This window comes from Acinetobacter sp. 24-47-67 (assembly GCF_056779735.1).
The window spans coordinates 186782-204523 of record NZ_JBWYIK010000003.1; the positions used below are offsets into that span (position 1 = coordinate 186782).

A 17742-nucleotide genomic window follows, 5' to 3' on the forward strand; every position below is an offset into this window, starting at 1 on the left:
AAAATTCATTAAGCAAATCTGATATGAATCAGTGTCTTTGCAATGTAAGCATTATGGTTTAAAGGATGAGGTTTGTATAATGATTAAAAATTATGCGCATGATCTATTTTTTCGATGCTGATTAAGTGATCAAAATAATCATCTGATTTTAATTCAAAAAAAGTAAATACTGCCAAATATGTCATTTGTATATTGGTGGAAAAATAATTTAAATATTGAACAAAAAAAATTTACGGCATTACAATAGTGTGATATTTATCACATTGTTTCTTAAATAAAAACTTGTGCTTTAAGTGCTTTTTAAGCATGGTTATATTGTAAAATATAATTAAGTTCAAAGAAATTTTATAAATCTCACCGCTTTATACGGTCTTTTATTTTAGAGGTAGTTTGGATGTTAAAATCACATTCCGAGCAAATTGGTCGCCGCCTATTTGTGTTCGTGATGATTATCGTCTTATCTATCCTTTGTATTTCAATCCCATTGGTCATTAGCCATTATCGCGAATATCAGAAATCACAAACAGCATTGATTGAAATAGAAAATCTTCGTGCCGTTGCTGCTCTAGCGAATCGTATTTCACGCGAGCGTGGCCCTGCGAACATGGCAATGTCGAGTTCACAAGAAGAGTTTGAAAAAAATAAACAAGCGCTTATTGAGTATCGCGCGGGAGTAGATGAACAAATTAAGGTCTCGATTCATCGATTAGATCAGTCTGGATATGATGGGTTAGAAGAGTACGTCGCTCAATACCTAAATCCAAAATTAGCGGAAGGTCGTAAACAAGTCGATCACTATATTTCGTTGCCATTTGCAGAGCGTACGCCTGAAGCTTTAGATCAAGCTATTCTTACAATGTTTAATGCGTGGGATAGCAGTCATGATTTACTGAAGAAACTGGTAATGCAGTCTAAAAGTAAAGATAGTTCGATGGGGCATTATTACACCATGATTTTGGTGTTGGCTGATTTGCGAGATCAGGCTGGACGTGTTGCTTCAAATGTAACTGCACATGTGACATTTCAGCAGCCGTTACCAAGTGACAATATTGCACGTGCATTACAAACGCAAAAACAAGTTCGCTATTTGTGGGATTTAGTGAATACCATCCAACCCGAACGCCATCGTACAGCTGAATTCGCTCGCTTACACAAAGAAGTGAAAACTCAGTTTATTGATCAGGGTTTACCTATCATCATGCGATTAATTGATGAAAGCCGAAAGGGACAACCTTATTTTTTATCAGGGACTGAATTAAGTGTAGCTGTATCTGGTAAATTCTTAACAGTTATCGATTTACAAGACTATTTGCTCAATAAGAGCGTTGAAATCGCAAAGTCAGAAAAAGACGCGAATCAACTCAACTTTATACTCACATTGATTGTCTCTTTAATTTCACTATTGGCTGCTTTATTTACGATGATCTATGTTCAACGTAAAGTTATTTCGCCGCTTATTATGGTGAGAGATAAATTAGTTGAATTGTCGTATGCCAATGCTTTGGTCGATAGTCATTTTATAGAAGATCAGCAGAAGCAAGTACATTCATTACATGAAGCGATGCAAAAACTTCAGAAAATGTTGCATCAACGTGATGAGTTTGAATTTGAATTAAAGAATATTGCCAATACTGATAAATTAACAGGTGTTTCAAATCGTTTTGCTTTAGAAGCCTATACCAAACTTATGGAAGCTCAGCCCAATAAGTTTACGCAAACGTGTTTGATGATTGTAGATATTGATTATTTTAAACAGGTTAATGATCAATATGGTCATGTGGCAGGGGATCAAGTCATTCAGCAGGTGGCAAATTGTTTAAGTCATAATGTTCGTTCTACGGATTTGGTCGTACGCTTTGGTGGTGATGAATTTTTGGTGTTGATTGAAAATTTAGACCTTGAACATGGGTTACGTGCTGCAGAAAAGATGCGTAAGGGTATTGGTGATTTACAATTTACAGATGAGCAAGGTCAATCATTTACGGTTTCGATCAGTGTGGGGGTTGCGGTAGGTGCTGATTCTTGGAAAGCATTATTTGCTAAGGCAGACCAAGCATTATTTAGAGCGAAAGCACAGGGGCGTAATACAGTTTCGAACTAATGATATTTAGATGAAAAGGCGACTGTGATGTCGCCTTCTTTGTATTGTGATTCTAGTTTTGATCTTGATTATTTCGTAGCAACGTAATAATTACTGGTAAGAGTTTATATTTCCCAATCATCTAGAGGTCTATTCAAAGAGTTTGCTTCTACAGGAGCCCATGAGACTAATTTTTCCCAAAGTTTGTCATCAAATCTGTTATCTAAGTAAGTATATCTAAGAATTCTAATTAAGTTTGCTCTATTATCTTTGCCGCCAAATTTATCTTCTAAAGTATAGAAATCATATAAATTATCTTTAAGCCATTCGTCATCAATAAAGTTTACGACTTCACTAATTTGTTGAGAGCTTATTGAATAGCAATGCACAAATGGATCATTTGTAATTTCATTTTGGAAAAATGGGAATATATCATTCGCAATAGCGTATATATATGATGGAGAAAAACCTAATTTTTCACCATGAACTCTAAAATTGAGAGTGATATTAAGTTTTCTATTCTCATATAGGGCTTTTAAAATATCTTCGTTACTCACCATCTTTTATGGCTCCATCTATATTGCGTAAAAGCTGATTTGTCTTAGTAACAACCCCACGAATATCGATTTCAATGCTTATTGGATCTTTTTTTAAATCTAGTCGATGCACAGATGATAGGATTAAATCGATTTGTTTTTGATAAGTTGTGAAAATAGTTTCGCCTGAAAATTCATTAAGTAATCGATTCAATGCATCTATATCCTTATCTAACTTCGATCCTCTAGGGTTATAATTACGTGTATATCTAGATAATACATCCCGAATTTCTCTTAATTTTTGAGAATGGCGATCTAGTTCCCTTCTGTTAATAGTATCCTTCAAAATTTTTCTTGCACTGTCAGCCGATTTTTTAGAAGCTTCTGCATATTGTTCTGATTGGTTTGCAGACACTTCGGAAGCTTTTGAAGCTTTTGAAGCTTTTTTTGCTTGTACAATAGCTACAATAGTACCAATACATGTGGCAATTACACCAACAACAGTAATCCAATTAAAAAAATTATCTGGCATATCAGATACAAAGAAAAAATTATTTTATTTCTTTGTATCTGAATTCATGCATTATTTCAACATCGGCTTTAAGAACCTTGCAGTATGTGAAACCTTATTTCTTGCTACTTCTTCAGGCGTACCTTCCGCAATAATCATACCGCCACCTGCACCGCCTTCAGGCCCTAAGTCCACAATCCAGTCGGCAGTTTTAATGACATCTAAATTATGCTCAATCACCACAATGGTATTACCTTTATTGCGTAGCTCATGAAGAATATCGAGTAACTTCGCAATATCGTGGAAATGCAAACCTGTAGTAGGTTCATCAAGCACATATAAGGTTTTACCCGTATCACGTTTCGCAAGTTCACGCGCCAATTTCACACGTTGCGCTTCACCACCTGAAAGGGTAGTTGCAGATTGACCTAAACGAATATAGCCCAAACCAACCTGATTTAATGTTTCTAAGCGACGGTGAATGACAGGAATCGCATCAAAGAAATGCATTGCATCTTCAACGGTCATCTCGAGTACGTCAGAAATGTTTTTGCCTTTATAGCCGACTTCCAAGGTTTCACGGTTATAACGCTTGCCGTGGCAGGCATCGCATGGCACATACATATCCGGTAAGAAATGCATCGCCACTTTAATCATACCGTCGCCTTCACAAGCCTCACAGCGACCACCTTTCACGTTAAACGAGAAACGACCTGCGGCATACCCACGTGCTTTGGCTTCTGGGGTTTGAGCAAAGAGTTCACGAATTGGCGTAAACAAACCTGTATAGGTTGCAGGGTTTGAGCGCGGTGTACGTCCAATTGGGCTTTGGTCAATATCCACGACTTTATCGAGGAATTGTAAGCCATCAATCGAATCAAATTTTTCTGCCGTTAACGTCGTTGCACCATTCAATTGTGTTGCAGCAAGTGGCAATAAAGTACGGTTAATTAAAGTCGATTTACCTGAACCCGATACACCCGTCACACAGGTCATAACACCTAAAGGAATGGTGAGATCAACATTCTTTAAGTTGTGACCACATGCACCCATCAGCTTAATTTGCTCATCAGGTTTAGGTGGTTGTACACGCGTTTTCGGCACCTCAATTTTTAACTTACCTGAAAGGTATTTGCCGGTCAGAGAATCCTCATTGGCTGCCAATTCATCATAAGTCCCCTCGGCAATGACATGACCACCATGCACACCTGCACCAGGACCAATATCAATAATATGATCGGCTGCGCGAATGGCATCTTCATCATGCTCTACCACTAAGACAGTGTTACCGAGATCACGTAAACGAACCAAAGTCTCAAGCAAACGGTCATTATCACGTTGATGCAAGCCAATTGATGGTTCATCCAGCACGTACATGACGCCCATAAGACCTGCACCAATTTGCGAAGCCAAACGGATACGCTGTGCTTCACCCCCTGATAAGGTTTCGGCTGAACGAGATAGACTTAAATAGTTCAAGCCGACTGATACAAGGAAGTGCAAACGCTCACGAATTTCTTTAAAAATCTTATCGGCAATTTCACCTTTGGCGCCTTCAAGATTGAGATCTTGATAGTAGCTTTCGGCATCGCCAATCGACATTTTGGTGATTTCGGCAATGGTTTTGTCTTTGACACGCACATGACGTGAAATTTCATTGAGACGTGAACCGCCACAAGCGTCACATGCAGCATTCGATAAATACTGAGCTAAATCATCACGTACATAGTTTGATTCAGTTTCACGGTAACGACGTTCTAAATGTGGTAAAACCCCTTCGAAAGCCATCACACGGTTATGACGGCGACCACGTTCATCGATATAGCTTAAATCAATTTTTTCTTTGCCTGTACCGTAAAGGAATTTCTTTTTGGTTTCCGCATCAAGTTCATTCCACGGCGTATCAAGAGAAAAGTCGAAATGTGCAGCGACTTTTTCAATCATGCTGTAATAGTATGGACGCTGACGATCCCAACCACGAATTGCCCCTTGGCTAATGCTGACTTCAGGGTTTGGAATGAGTTTGTCAGAACTAAAATGGCTGCGTGTCCCTAAACCATCACAGACTGGGCAAGCACCAAATGGGTTGTTAAAAGAAAACAGACGAGGTTCTAATTCGGCAACGGCACGGTCACATTCAGGACAAGAGTGTTTTGCTGAAAACACACGATCAGATTGTTCGCCTTTCATCCATGACAAAATCGCAATATCGCCACCTAAACGCAGTGCGGTTTCAAAACTTTCTGCAATACGGTTGCCTAGGTCATCGCGGACTTTAAAACGGTCGACCACGACTTCAATGGTATGTTTTTTCTTCTTATCCAGTTCAGGCGGTGGATCAATTTCCATAATTTCACCGTCTACACGTGCACGGACGAAACCTTGGCTTTGTAATTGCTCAAATAAATTGGTGTATTCACCTTTGCGCTCACGTACAACAGGAGCAAGTAACAATAAAGCAGTACCTTCTTCAAGTGCTTTAACCGCATCAACCATTTCCGACACGGTTTGTGCCACCATCGGTAAGTCATGCTCAGGGCAGTAGGGTGTACCCACTCGAGCATACAACAAACGTAAATAGTCATAAATTTCAGTAATCGTACCGACCGTTGAACGTGGGTTATGACTGGTTGATTTCTGCTCGATGGCAATAGCTGGGCTTAAACCTTCAATCGAATCGACTTCAGGTTTTTCCATTTGTGACAGGAATTGGCGTGCATAGGCAGATAAAGATTCCACATAGCGACGTTGACCTTCTGCATATAAGGTGTCGAAAGCCAGTGAAGATTTACCTGAACCTGAAAGTCCCGTAATCACCACGAACTTATCGCGTGGAATATCAAGGTTCACATTTTTTAAGTTATGGGTGCGTGCGCCTCGAATACGGATATGACTTTGGCTCATAAAACATCTCGAAAATATGCTGAGTGAAGGTGATATATGATAGCGATTTAATTTTGTTCAAGCACAAATGAAAAATAAAACACGACAAATTATGTCGGTAAAATTTCATTGAACAGCAAAAGTCCAATGTAAAGTGCTTTGAGAGCTCCTGTAATCTGATTTTAAATAGATGAACAAGACATAATCAATTCGCAAATTTGATGTCATGATGAGCCATAGGATGTTAAATATAAGTGAATTTCGGGTGAATATTGATCAGCAAGCACGTGAATAGTGACGTTCGAAAATAGAGTCCACCTGTTCAAAACATATATGTCTTTCAATAGCATGATGTTGACGTGCGTAAAAATTTACTTCTTTTTCTAAGTGTTGAAGAAAATCGTTATATTCGGCTTCGAAATGTTGTAAATCTAGAAAATCAAAACGTATAGAGCTTGAACAAGAGTATTGTGCAATGAAGTCGAGCATTAAATTTTGAATATGATGATTGGTAAAATAAATGAGATATGTGGCAGCAGATCCACAGTGTGTACATCCTTTTTCTAAATAAACTTCTTCATTATTTAACCAACAGCATTGTAAAGTGAAATATGCACGGATTGCTTCTGTTCCCAGTGAATGTTGCATAGAAAACCTCAAGTAAATTTTATTTATGATAATGAGAATTATTATCAATAATAATTGTGCTTGAAGTTTGCTTTAAAATCCAGTCTTAAATCCATTTAAATCGAAATGAGCCTGAAAGTCGGCAATGCAGTTTAGATCACCGACCTTTAATTTGGTTATGCAGGTAATAGCATCATGAGTGATCTAGGCTTAACCATTGACGTTGATGATAGGCACTATCCCAGAATAAATATTCGAGTTCAGCTCCCCGTGTGTAAGCTTGATGCATTTTTTCAATGGTATGTTGATCGCTTTCTGCCGCAACACGGTCAATAATTTCAATGACTTTTCGTACTTCTTCGTTGAAATGCTCGCCAGCATAAGTGTCAATCCACGCTTGATAAGGATTATTTGCAATATTACGTTTAAGAATGTCTTTGCCCACTTCCGCATAAATCCAATAGCACGGCAGTAATGAAGCTAAAACGACAGGATAACTCTCTGACCATGCAGTAGCTGTCAGAAATGAGGTGTAATGATGGCAAGCAGCAGTCAAAGGTGTATTTTCAAAATCAGCTTTAGTGATGCCAAATTCGTGCATAAAACCATTGTGCAGTTCACGCTCAACCACAATTGCTTCATTAGCACCTTGCGTAAATTGAATAATGGCATCGGAGTCATATGCTTTAGCACCACAAATAGCCAATGCTCGACCATAGGCAACCAAATAATGCGCATCCTGAATGACGTAATGGCAAAAAGCTTCTTGATTCAGTGTTCCAAGCGCCAGTTCTTGGTTAAAAGGGAGTGCTAATGTTTTTTGATATAAATCGTAGTTTCGTTGCCAAACGGCTTCTGAAAAACGCATAAATCCATCCTGAATAAAATCATCTCTAGGTATCAGCTAAGATCATATCAATTTGTCGTTACAAAACTAGCTTGAGCGATACATCATCTTCAACAAAAAAATCATACGAAGAACTTTGGATAAATTTTGAAAACTCGTCATAATTAGCACAGTTTAATTGAGTGTCTTTTAGCGCTAGAAATCAGACATTCAATTTTTAGAATTTTTACAAATCACTAAGCACAGACTTCGTTTAATAATCGTCATATAAAAACTCTAAGTTTATGTTTTGTAAAATTTTTATTGATTCACCTCATTTTTTATAAGGTCGCTAGATTATGTGGAAACATTTTGGTTTCTCAATCGTATTCACGATCGTGTGTCTTGCGCTGTCTGCCTATTGGGGTTATACCCATGGTCCAGAAGCTGGCCTCAAGACCATGTTCACCGTACTGACCATCACTGCAATTTTAGCTGTGATGGAAGTTTCACTTTCTTTTGATAATGCTGTCGTGAATGCTTCAGTGCTTCGTCATTGGGATCACTTTTGGAAAATGCTTTTCCTGACTGTGGGTATTCTCATTGCAGTATTTGGTATGCGTTTAATCTTCCCAATTGTGATCGTCGCGGTCACAGCGGATATGGGCATGATGGAAGTTGTCGATTTGGCATTAAATGACCCTAAAGAATATTCGGCACGACTGATGAATCATCATCCTGAAATTGCAGCATTTGGTGGTGCATTCTTATTGATGGTATTCCTTAACTTTTTCTTGGATGATGGTAAAGACACGCATTGGTTCAAATGGATTGAGCGTCGTTTAGCGAAATTGGCATCTGTACCTGCACTATCTGTATTTGTTGCTTTAGTGGCTTTACTGATCATGGCTGCTAATGTTGATGAAGCTAAACGCTTAGTCGTGACTATGGCGGGTATTTGGGGCATCGTCATTTATATTGGGGTACAAGTACTGAGCCATTTGCTGGGTGGTGAGCCTGAAATTGATGAAAATGGTAATGCAATTGGTCACGATGGTAATGGTGTGCCAACAGGCGTAGTCAAAGCAGGTATCGGCGGGTTCTTGTATTTAGAAGTATTGGATGCATCATTTAGTTTTGATGGTGTGATTGGTGCTTTTGCGATTACCTCAGATGTTGTGGTGATTATGTTAGGTCTTGCGATTGGTGCTATCTTTGTTCGTTCTATTACCATCTATCTCGTTGAGAAAGGCACTTTAGATGCTTACATCTATTTAGAACATGGTGCGCACTATGCAATTGGTGCATTGGCTTTCATTATGATTGCGAGTGGTACAGGCGTACATGTTCCTGAAGTGGTTACAGGTCTGATTGGTGTAGCATTTATTGTTTGGGCAGTGATTGCATCTATTCAATATAAGAAGCGTCAAGCGCTACAAGGCTAGATGAACACATCGAAAAAAGCACAGCACAAGCTGTGCTTTTTTTGGCTTAAGGCTTTTGCCCTAGGGAAAACAGATGGTGTTGATCTTTATTTCAAATAAAATTCATGCCTGTTCATCAGCCGAATATTCTATAATCAAAGTAGACATAGAAATCACGCGATTACCTAAATTTTATGATGAATGCCTTAGAACGCCGTTCCACATTTGCATTGAGCAGCATTTTTGCATTGCGAATGTTAGGTCTGTTTATGATTGTCCCGGTCTTTTCTGTTGCGGGACAGGCTTATGAATATGCAACACCTGCTTTGATTGGTTTGGCCGTAGGTGTGTATGGTTTGACTCAGGCAATACTACAAATTCCTTTTAGTTTGATTGCAGACCGTTATAGCCGAAAGCCGCTGATCGTATTGGGTTTATTGTTGTTTGCCTTGGGTGGTGCAATCGCAGCAATGTCAGACACAATCTATGGTGTGATTATAGGGCGTGCAATAGCTGGGGGTGGAGCTGTCTCTGCTGTCGTCATGGCGTTATTGGCAGATGTTACGCGTGAAGAAAATCGTATGAAGGCGATGGCAATGATGGGGATGAGTATTGGTCTCTCTTTCGTTATTGCATTTAGTTTAGGGCCATGGTTGACCAGCGTGGTGGGTATTTCAGGCTTATTCTGGGTGACCACACTCATGGGATTACTTGCCATTGCAATGCTATTTCTTGTTCCCAAAACAACACGTCATCATAAAAATTTTCAGCAAGGTTATCTCACTCAGCTAAAACAAGTTTTGAAAATGGGCGATTTAAATCGCTTACATGTTTCTGTGTTTGCTTTGCATTTATTGCTGACGGCGATGTTCATCTATGTGCCTTCTCAATTGATTGACTTTGCAGATATTCCTTTAGCTCAGCATGGTTTGATCTATCTTCCCTTATTGGTAATCAGTTTATTTTTTGCTTTTCCTAGTATCATTCTTGCTGAAAAATATCGAAAAATGCGAGGTATTTTTCTGACTGCGATTGCTGGGATCATCGCCGGTTTGATCGTGATGATTTTTGGATTTGAATCGAAATACATTTTGTTGCTTGGTTTAGGTCTTTTCTTTATTGCCTTTAATGTGATGGAAGCACTACTGCCATCTTGGTTATCGAAGGCAGCACCTATCCAATCCAAAGCGACAGCAATGGGTGTGAATGCCAGTGGTCAATTCTTAGGTGCTTTTTTTGGCGGTATACTGGGTGGGCAATTGCTGATGTTAAATAACACTGCTCTAGGCTGGGGGGTATTGACAGGAATTGCCATTCTTTGGCTGTTGATTAGTTTTGGATTAAAGCAGCCACGTTATTTATCATCACTGATTTTGAGTTTGCCCAAAGTCCAAGAAACAGATGAATGGACTTCTCAGTTACTGGCAATTCGTGGTATTGAAGAGGTCGTGGTGATGACTGATCAACAAGTGGTCTATGTCAAAGTTGATAAGCAGCAGCTAGATGACACTGCGCGACAACATTTAACGCACTTGTTGGGTAAAGAGGTAGCCATTTAATCATAACTCTTATAAAGTAAAACATAGAATCGAATAGGAAGATTAGAGCACATGCGCGGCGTGAATAAAGTTATTTTAGTTGGTACTTTAGGTAAAGATCCTGAGACAAAAACATTTCCCAATGGTGGTTCATTAACGCAGTTTTCAATTGCGACAAGTGAATCTTGGACAGATAAAAACTCTGGTGAACGCAAAGAACAAACAGAATGGCACCGTATCGTCTTACATAATCGTTTAGGTGAAATTGCACAGCAATATTTACGTAAAGGTTCAAAAGTTTATATTGAGGGCTCTTTACGTACCCGTCAGTGGACAGACCAAAATGGTCAAGAACGTTACACGACTGAAATTCGTGGCGAACAAATGCAGATGTTAGATTCTAATAATCGTCAGCAAAGTGAAAATGGTGGTGAAGGTTATAATCAACCACGTTTTAATAACAACCAAGGCGGTGGTTATGGCAACCAAGGTGGTTATAACAATAATAATCAAGGTAGCGGTTATGGTAACCAAGCTGGTTATGGTAATAACAACGTTAACCAAGGCTTCCAAAAGCCACAAAATCAACCAGCGCCGAAGCCAATGGCGACAGCACCATCTGATTTAGATGATGATTTACCGTTCTGAATCATATACCTAATTAATTTGTTAATTTATTTGAAGTGTAATCGTTTTAAATATATTTAAAATTAAATAGTTAAAAACCCTTTGTATAACAAAGGGTTTTTTGTTTTTATGGTGATATAGTAAAACGTTTGTTCATAGTTGAATTAGGGATAGTTGAATGAAAGACGGGATTATATTATTAACTTGTGTGCTGTGTAGCAGCATGAGCTTAGCACAATCACCACAATGGACCATGTTTGATCGGGATGATGGGGGCTGGTCATATATTGATAAAACGACCATTAAATCACTCGATCAAGCCTCGCATATTTTTGAAATTGACTATAAATATGTGTATGAACATGGCGTACCCTCATTAAACATCAAACCCAAGGGCTACATACAAGCCGTTCATCAAATTGATTGTCAAAATAAAGCCAGAGCCTATGTCAAAAGCCAGCGTTTTACGCCGCAAGGTAAAGCCGTAGATGATAATAATTCATTCGATACGATTTATTTTGAACCCATGTCAATGCAACTTTCTAAAAATATTAAGTTAATTGAAATGTTATGCATTAAATAAAATTTATTAAAGACTTTGTATAACGCTACAACTTATTGAGATTTGATGCGAATCCATGAGTGATCCTTCAAAGCCTTTTTAAATAACAAGGCTTTGAAGGATAGTTAACCTAAAATTAGAATTTACCATTCATAACGTAAACGGAATAAATGCATATCTGGGGTTTGGAACGTATCATGTGTATATAAACGTTCATAATCAAATCCAAAACCATGGTTAAATCTAGCTGCTATACCAACACCGAGATCACGGCGTTTAAACTCTGAGCCACTGGTATATTCAAGTTGATTTCCCATGATATAGGGCTGAATGAATTTGATACCGTATTCTTCAATCTTGAAGTGCTGTCCCGCATAAAATTCAACGCCATAAGCCTCAGTATTCAGCAATGATTGAAGTTGAAAATCGCTCGATTCACTGTAAGCATCAAAATTTGGAACTAGATTTTTATACCAACCAGCGCCAAAGCTAAGCATCCATTTTCCATCAAAATAAAATAATGAACTTGCCCAAATTTCTTGCTTTAAATCATGTTTATCTTGTTGATTGTTCAGACTAGCATCGTTGTACTTCCATGAGGTCGCCCAACTTAAATTTTTATTTAAATGCACATCAACTGCCAATTCGGCACCATTTTTACGTTGATATTGCACATCCGTATCTGCGACCGTCGTACTATCCTTGAACAAATAGCTGGCATATAAGTTTGCTTTATCCGTTTTGAGCTCATAACGTAAAGTTTTATGAGCTGCTTGCGTACCATCTGTATAAGCGACAGGGCTCCACGTTTGGGGCTGAGCCAAGGTTGAGTAATTCCATAGGTCAGTTTTGGCACCTACAATGTCGTAATAAATACTATAGATTTTTCCAAATTTAACGGTACCGTATGCTGAATCACGCAGACCAATATACGCCTGTTCGGTGGTGATGTTTTCATCAGAGGAACGGTAATGACCGTCCCAATCCAGCATCTTGGGAAGATTGATATAGTTTTGATAGCCTGCAATTAAATGCAAACGTTCATTCCATGCATAATCAGCATTGGCATACATACGGCTATTTGAGCTATAACCATCTCTGCGATATTTCTGATTTTCGTTAGATTGATCGTAATGATCGAAATTTAAGGCTTGTAGACGAATACTACCAGACGTGGTGAGTTTTAAACGATCGGATTCACTCACAATTTGCTGTTCATCAATGAGTGTTATCTCGGCAAATGTAAGATTTGACAAAATAAAGGTGCAGGAAAGCAATAGCTTGTAAAAGCATGGTTTTGACATAGTAACATCCGTGTGACTAGATATGAATTAAGCTGGTGATTCAGCTGATTAAAGCTGAGTAGAAATTAGGTGGTCATTATCGATTTAAAATATCGTTCCAAAATGGAATAGTGGTTGGTGTCTGCAAAACTCAAGAGATGCGTGAATTCAGGCTCTAGTTGCTGCCGAAATTGATAATATTTTTGGCTTTGCCATCTCAGTTCTGGTAACTCATCGAGTCCATACACAATCGTACAGGGCTTAGCAAAGTGCGTAGAATGTTCAACTGGACTTAAGTTTTTAATGTCTAGCTCAGATAAATTTAAAGCCTTGTTTAAATGCGTTTCTTGAATCGGTTTTAGGTCATAGATCCCACTGAGTAATACCGCTGAACAAATCAAGGGATGATCTAAATTTAAAGCAGCCAAATGGGCACCAGCAGAATGTCCAACCACAATGACATTGGGGCTGATCCAAGTTTGTTTGTGGATATAATCGAGCGCTTTGCGAATTTGTAGATTAATCAGATTTAAACTACTTTGAGGCGCTAAATCATATTCAACCAACACACATTGAGCATTTTGCTTTAAAACAAATTCAGCAACAAAGGCAAAATCCCTTTTTTCACACCATTGCCAATAACCACCATGTATAAAAATAACAGTAGTATTGGTGGCAACAGGTGTGGGGAAAAAATCAAGTGTAGATCTTCGCTGAAAGTCGTACTGTAAATCGGCAATATGGTGGTGTTGCTTATAAGTCGCTTGGCTCATTTTTTGAAAATCAGATAAGATCTGATTTTCATCCGTCACAGTTTGCGAGTTGTCATAGAGCATGATTTACAGCTCCTTTACTAGGCTTGTTCATTTTCAGTTAATTGATGCTTTAAGGATGATTTCTTCATTTGATAGAAAATGATTAACATCACGATAAAAGGCACGCCAAACTGGAGAGTTGATTTAAATTCTTGCGTAAACCATGTGGTAAGCGTGATTGCAAGAATGGCAAACAAACCAATAAAGGAAATATAACGACTACCAGGAATGCTGTATTTGAGGTGGATATTATTTTTTGCTAAGTTCTTTCTAAAGAAGTAGTGTGTGGCAAAGATCGCCCCCCAAGTAAATAAAGCTCCAAACATGGACAGTGCAATCATGATTGGAAATGCTGATTCGGGATTAATGCTATATACAATACTCGCCACGGCAATACCTGTTGCCGAAAGTAGCAAGGCATTGATGGGCACCCCATTTTTACGAATTTTACCAAACAGTTTCGGTGCATCTCCTGAACGTGACAAACTGAATAACATACGCGTTGAGATATATAACATGCTGTTCATTGCGGACAGTGCTGCCACAATCACAATGAAGTTTAAAATATGATCAGCAAAAGGAATGCCGACAATTTGCATAACAGACACGAAAGGACTGGTTGCACCTGGTGCTATCAATTGAGTCCATGGAACGAGAGTGACAATTAAACTCAGCGATAGTAAATAAAATAGAAATAAGCGAATCGCAGTGCTTTTGAAAGCGTATTTAACTGCTTTTTCAGGATCATTGGCTTCACCTGCAGCAACCGCGATCATTTCGATACTGAGATAACTAAAAATAGAAATAATGACACCAATCCAAACACCTTTAAATCCATTTGGCATAAAGCCATCATGTGCAGTGAGATTGTGAGTTAGCGCTTGATGAGGATTTGGATCTTGCGTCAAAATACCTATTGCCAACAGAATAAACACAATGATGGCAAACACTTTGATCGTCGAAAACCAATATTCAACTAAGCCAAATGCTTTGACACTATAAGCATTTACTGCGAGAAGTACGGTTGAAAAAAACACGATCCAAATACCTGAACCGACATGAGGAAACCAAAGTTTCATATAGTCAGCCACGGCGGTAATTTCAGTGCCTACAGCCAATACGATACATGCCCAGTAGCTATAACGAACTAAGAAACCAGAAAGTGGGTTGATATAATGTTCAGCGTAAGCACCAAACGAGCCTGAAGTGGGGTGTTGTACAGTCATTTCTGCCAAGCAAGCCATTAGTGCAAAAGCAATTAATCCGCCGATCGCATAGCTTAGAATGACAGCAGGTCCTGCAAAACTAATGGCAAATTTACTACCCATGAATAGACCGGTGCCAATGGCACCGCCTATTGCAATCATGCCCATTTGTTTAGCGGTTAATTTTTTATGTAATCCTGCTTCGCGTGTTTGAATTTTATCGAAGTTACTCATAAGCCCTCCTGGCCATGGTGATGTAAAGTGAGTAACTGAATTAAGTTACTTGACCTCGCACCGAATATTTTTCATTTTTCCATTCTTCATTCAGCATCACTTGTTTAAGATGTTGAACAGCATGCCAAATGTCTTCATGGCTTAGGTACAAAGGTGTGACCCCAAATCTGAGCACGGCTGGCTCTCGGTAATCTCCAATCACACCACGTGCAACAAGCGCTTGGACAATGGCATAACCGTGTTCATGGCAATAACTCACATGACTACCACGCTGTAAATGATCGATTGGTGTAATTAACTCAAAACCAAATTCAGCACATTCCTGTTCAACCAATTGAATAAAGAGATCTGTTAAATTTAGAGATTTTTCTCGGATCTTTTGCATGTCAGTTTTTAAGAACACATCTAAACCACATTCGATCAAACTCATGGACAAAATACTTTGTGTGCCACATAAAAAACGACGAATGCCTTGAGCTGGCTCGTAGTGATCAGCCATATCGAAAGGACGTTGATGACCCCACCATCCTGAAAGAGGTTGCCAAAATTTATTTTGGTGTTTTGCATTTACCCAGATGAGGGCAGGAGAACCTGGTCCACCATTAAGGTATTTATATGTGCAACTTACGGCAAAATCACTTTGGGTCTTGTTTAAATCGATTGGAACAGCGCCTGCAGAGTGGCATAGATCCCAGATGACCAAAGCGTTATATTGATGAATCGTTTGGTTGACTTGTTCCATGTCATAGAAATAGCCTGAGCGGTAATTGATATGTGACAACACCACAACTGCCGTTTGATGGGCTTTCAGAGTGGTTTCTAATTCATCAGGATGTTCGATTAAAACCAGTTGGTAGCCTTTTTGAACAAGGTCAATATAACCTTCAATAATATAGAGGTCAGTCGGGAAGACGTCCTTTTCCGCAATAATCACTTTACGTTCAGGAGCGATTTCAGCTTGGATTTTGACAGCAGCAGAGAGTGCTTTAAATAAGTTGAGTGTGGTTGAATCAGAGATCACCGTTTCGCCTGGATTTGCCCCAATGAGCTGAGCCACCTTATCACCTAACCGAGTCGATAATCCCCACCAATCCGCTTTGTTCCAGCTATTGATGAGATCTTCCCCCCACTCTTGGCTCACCACTTCTTGAGCACGTGTTAAAGCAGATTTAGGGCGTGCACCAAGGGAATTTCCATCTAGATAGATAGTATTCTCAGGTATAGCAAATTCATTTTTTAAATGTTTCAGTTCGTCTTCAGCATCCCATGCTTTGCATTGATCTAAGGTAATCATTTTTATCCTGACTCGGTCCGTGTTATTTCATTCGATTTTATCACGGTAATTTTTAGTATTTATCCGATAATTATGCTTGAAATTGCATGAAAACTGGATAGTATTCGAATTAAATATAAAAAATCAGGATGATATTTAGGAATGAATTTAGACCTCATTGATCATAAAATTTTAAGACTATTACAACAAAATGCACGACTAAGTCATCAGGAATTGGCAGATTTAGTGAATCTTTCTGCTTCAGCATGCCATCGACGTGTCAAAATTTTAGAAAACAATGGAGTCATCGAAAAATACCAAGCAAAAATTAATTATGAAAAATTGGGTATTCAGGTTGAGGCGATTGTCGAAATTAAACTCAATCAGCTGACCGAATCAGATCATCAGCATTTTCTGAGCCAGATTCGTAATTTTGATGAAGTGATCAATGCTTTTATAATTACAGGGGATTCGAATTACGTTCTCTTTGTGGCCACCAAAGATTTAAATGGGTTTTCCCAGTTTATTATTAATAAGTTAAACAAAATTAAAGGTATAGCCAACATTAATTCTAAAATTATTCTTGAAAAAGTGATCGAGAAGACCTTCATGTGATCATTAATTTTTTTATGAAAAGTGAATCCGTATTTTAAAATCAACCTCGAATTGATTTTACAAGCGATGTTTTTTTATGAGTTAAAACACATAAAACTGCTATTATGGTCCATCTTTTTTTTAAAATAATTCTATGAACGAACATTACAAATATATATACACTAAATTTAGTTTTTTTGGTTCATTACCTACATATAAGGTGTTTCTGAATGAACAAAATAAGATCGTAAAATGGGTCTTTGCTGATAACTCTTTTATCTATGGGTATATATCTGATTGGGCATTGAATCATTCTGGTTTAGATGTGGGAAAGGCTACTTGGGCTGAAGAGTCGACATTATTACTAAATAATGAAAAATTTAAACTCAATTTGTATAGGTCTTTACATCAAAAATTTAAAACAGAATTATCTGAATAATTTATCTAGTAACGATAATGATTTTATAGTTTTTGATAAAAATAAATTATTTAGATTGCTATATATCTCAAATTAGCGTACAAATGCACTTGTTGATGCGGGATGGAGCAGTCTGGTAGCTCGTCGGGCTCATAACCCGAAGGTCGTTGGTTCAAATCCAGCTCCCGCTACCAATTAAAAACTAATTTAAAAGTTTACAACCTAATTGCGGTCGATCTGTAGTTAGGTTTTTTTATTAAAGAAAATTAAATCAATTAAATATGTGTTATATTGGTTTTCTAGAAT

At 38.3% G+C, this 17742-nt stretch carries 15 protein-coding genes and 1 tRNA gene; 7 read left to right on the plus strand and 9 right to left on the minus strand.

The genetic code is table 11. The features are described from left to right. Window positions 1-394 precede the first annotated feature (394 nt). The gene (locus AC1M9K_RS06435) at window positions 395-2101 is read left to right on the plus strand and encodes a GGDEF domain-containing protein (RefSeq protein ID WP_481588816.1); all 1707 of its coding nucleotides are present in this window, start codon (window positions 395-397) and stop codon (window positions 2099-2101) included. Window positions 2102-2205: 104 nt separating this feature from the next. Here AC1M9K_RS06435 and AC1M9K_RS06440 read toward each other — a convergent pair whose 3' ends face one another. The 5 genes from AC1M9K_RS06440 to tenA all read right to left on the minus strand — a co-directional run bounded on the left by AC1M9K_RS06440 (window position 2206) and on the right by tenA (window position 7505). Next, the gene (locus tag AC1M9K_RS06440; protein WP_481588817.1) at window positions 2206-2640 is read right to left on the minus strand and encodes a hypothetical protein; all 435 of its coding nucleotides are present in this window, start codon (window positions 2638-2640) and stop codon (window positions 2206-2208) included. After that, a complete protein-coding gene (locus AC1M9K_RS06445) occupies window positions 2630-3148 on the minus strand; it encodes a hypothetical protein (RefSeq protein ID WP_481588818.1) in 519 nt (172 codons plus the stop codon). The genes AC1M9K_RS06440 and AC1M9K_RS06445 overlap by 11 nt, the downstream gene beginning before the upstream one ends. Window positions 3149-3199: 51 nt before the next feature. Then, on the minus strand, window positions 3200-6031 hold the full coding sequence (gene uvrA, locus AC1M9K_RS06450) for an excinuclease ABC subunit UvrA (RefSeq protein ID WP_481588819.1): 2832 nt from the start codon (window positions 6029-6031) through the stop codon (window positions 3200-3202). Window positions 6032-6286: 255 nt separating this feature from the next. Beyond that, window positions 6287-6658 carry a hypothetical protein gene (locus tag AC1M9K_RS06455; RefSeq protein WP_180028470.1) on the minus strand — a complete coding sequence of 124 codons (372 nt, stop codon included), beginning with the start codon at window positions 6656-6658 and terminating at the stop codon, window positions 6287-6289. Between the two features lie 172 nt (window positions 6659-6830). Next, window positions 6831-7505, minus strand: a complete 675-nt coding sequence (tenA, locus tag AC1M9K_RS06460) for a thiaminase II (protein ID WP_035265765.1) — start codon at window positions 7503-7505, stop codon at window positions 6831-6833. 317 nt (window positions 7506-7822) lie between these two features. Here tenA and AC1M9K_RS06465 point away from each other — a divergent pair, with 317 nt between their 5' ends. The 4 genes from AC1M9K_RS06465 (at window position 7823) to AC1M9K_RS06480 (ending at window position 11635) form a co-directional block, all read left to right on the plus strand. Then, on the plus strand, window positions 7823-8908 hold the full coding sequence (locus AC1M9K_RS06465; RefSeq protein WP_481588820.1) for a DUF475 domain-containing protein: 1086 nt from the start codon (window positions 7823-7825) through the stop codon (window positions 8906-8908). Window positions 8909-9081: 173 nt separating this feature from the next. After that, a complete protein-coding gene (locus tag AC1M9K_RS06470; protein ID WP_035265762.1) occupies window positions 9082-10446 on the plus strand; it encodes an MFS transporter in 1365 nt (454 codons plus the stop codon). Between the two features lie 51 nt (window positions 10447-10497). After that, window positions 10498-11073: a single-stranded DNA-binding protein gene (gene ssb / locus AC1M9K_RS06475; protein WP_092766486.1), complete on the plus strand. Its 576-nt coding sequence runs from the start codon at window positions 10498-10500 to the stop codon at window positions 11071-11073. A 157-nt stretch (window positions 11074-11230) separates the two neighbouring features. Next, on the plus strand, window positions 11231-11635 hold the full coding sequence (locus AC1M9K_RS06480; protein ID WP_481588821.1) for a hypothetical protein: 405 nt from the start codon (window positions 11231-11233) through the stop codon (window positions 11633-11635). A gap of 122 nt (window positions 11636-11757) precedes the next feature. Here AC1M9K_RS06480 and AC1M9K_RS06485 read toward each other — a convergent pair whose 3' ends face one another. From AC1M9K_RS06485 to kynU, 4 genes are all read right to left on the minus strand, one after another. Further along, on the minus strand, window positions 11758-12870 hold the full coding sequence (locus AC1M9K_RS06485; RefSeq protein ID WP_228143081.1) for a porin: 1113 nt from the start codon (window positions 12868-12870) through the stop codon (window positions 11758-11760). A gap of 113 nt (window positions 12871-12983) precedes the next feature. Beyond that, window positions 12984-13736: an alpha/beta hydrolase gene (locus tag AC1M9K_RS06490; RefSeq protein WP_180028498.1), complete on the minus strand. Its 753-nt coding sequence runs from the start codon at window positions 13734-13736 to the stop codon at window positions 12984-12986. Window positions 13737-13750: 14 nt separating this feature from the next. Beyond that, window positions 13751-15151 carry an amino acid permease gene (locus AC1M9K_RS06495; protein ID WP_180028467.1) on the minus strand — a complete coding sequence of 467 codons (1401 nt, stop codon included), beginning with the start codon at window positions 15149-15151 and terminating at the stop codon, window positions 13751-13753. Window positions 15152-15191: 40 nt separating this feature from the next. After that, window positions 15192-16445, minus strand: a complete 1254-nt coding sequence (gene kynU / locus AC1M9K_RS06500; RefSeq protein ID WP_481588822.1) for a kynureninase — start codon at window positions 16443-16445, stop codon at window positions 15192-15194. Between the two features lie 141 nt (window positions 16446-16586). On the opposite strand from kynU, the gene gigD reads away from it, so the two are divergent. Then, a complete protein-coding gene (gene gigD, locus AC1M9K_RS06505) occupies window positions 16587-17039 on the plus strand; it encodes an Lrp/AsnC family transcriptional regulator GigD (protein WP_092766480.1) in 453 nt (150 codons plus the stop codon). A gap of 514 nt (window positions 17040-17553) precedes the next feature. After that, window positions 17554-17630, plus strand: a tRNA-Met gene (locus AC1M9K_RS06510). Window positions 17631-17742 lie beyond the last annotated feature (112 nt).

Bases quoted from the DNA above. Each gene is read 5' to 3' on its own strand.
- AC1M9K_RS06435 (WP_481588816.1), top strand. From the start codon at position 395: ATGTTAAAATCACATTCCGAGCAAATTGGTCGCCGCCTATTTGTGTTC.
- AC1M9K_RS06440 (WP_481588817.1), bottom strand. From the start codon at position 2,640: ATGGTGAGTAACGAAGATATTTTAAAAGCCCTATATGAGAATAGAAAA.
- AC1M9K_RS06445 (WP_481588818.1), bottom strand. From the start codon at position 3,148: ATGCCAGATAATTTTTTTAATTGGATTACTGTTGTTGGTGTAATTGCC.
- uvrA (WP_481588819.1), bottom strand. From the start codon at position 6,031: ATGAGCCAAAGTCATATCCGTATTCGAGGCGCACGCACCCATAACTTA.
- AC1M9K_RS06455 (WP_180028470.1), bottom strand. From the start codon at position 6,658: ATGCAACATTCACTGGGAACAGAAGCAATCCGTGCATATTTCACTTTA.
- tenA (WP_035265765.1), bottom strand. From the start codon at position 7,505: ATGCGTTTTTCAGAAGCCGTTTGGCAACGAAACTACGATTTATATCAA.
- AC1M9K_RS06465 (WP_481588820.1), top strand. From the start codon at position 7,823: ATGTGGAAACATTTTGGTTTCTCAATCGTATTCACGATCGTGTGTCTT.
- AC1M9K_RS06470 (WP_035265762.1), top strand. From the start codon at position 9,082: ATGATGAATGCCTTAGAACGCCGTTCCACATTTGCATTGAGCAGCATT.
- ssb (WP_092766486.1), top strand. From the start codon at position 10,498: ATGCGCGGCGTGAATAAAGTTATTTTAGTTGGTACTTTAGGTAAAGAT.
- AC1M9K_RS06480 (WP_481588821.1), top strand. From the start codon at position 11,231: ATGAAAGACGGGATTATATTATTAACTTGTGTGCTGTGTAGCAGCATG.
- AC1M9K_RS06495 (WP_180028467.1), bottom strand. From the start codon at position 15,151: ATGAGTAACTTCGATAAAATTCAAACACGCGAAGCAGGATTACATAAA.
- kynU (WP_481588822.1), bottom strand. From the start codon at position 16,445: ATGATTACCTTAGATCAATGCAAAGCATGGGATGCTGAAGACGAACTG.
- gigD (WP_092766480.1), top strand. From the start codon at position 16,587: ATGAATTTAGACCTCATTGATCATAAAATTTTAAGACTATTACAACAA.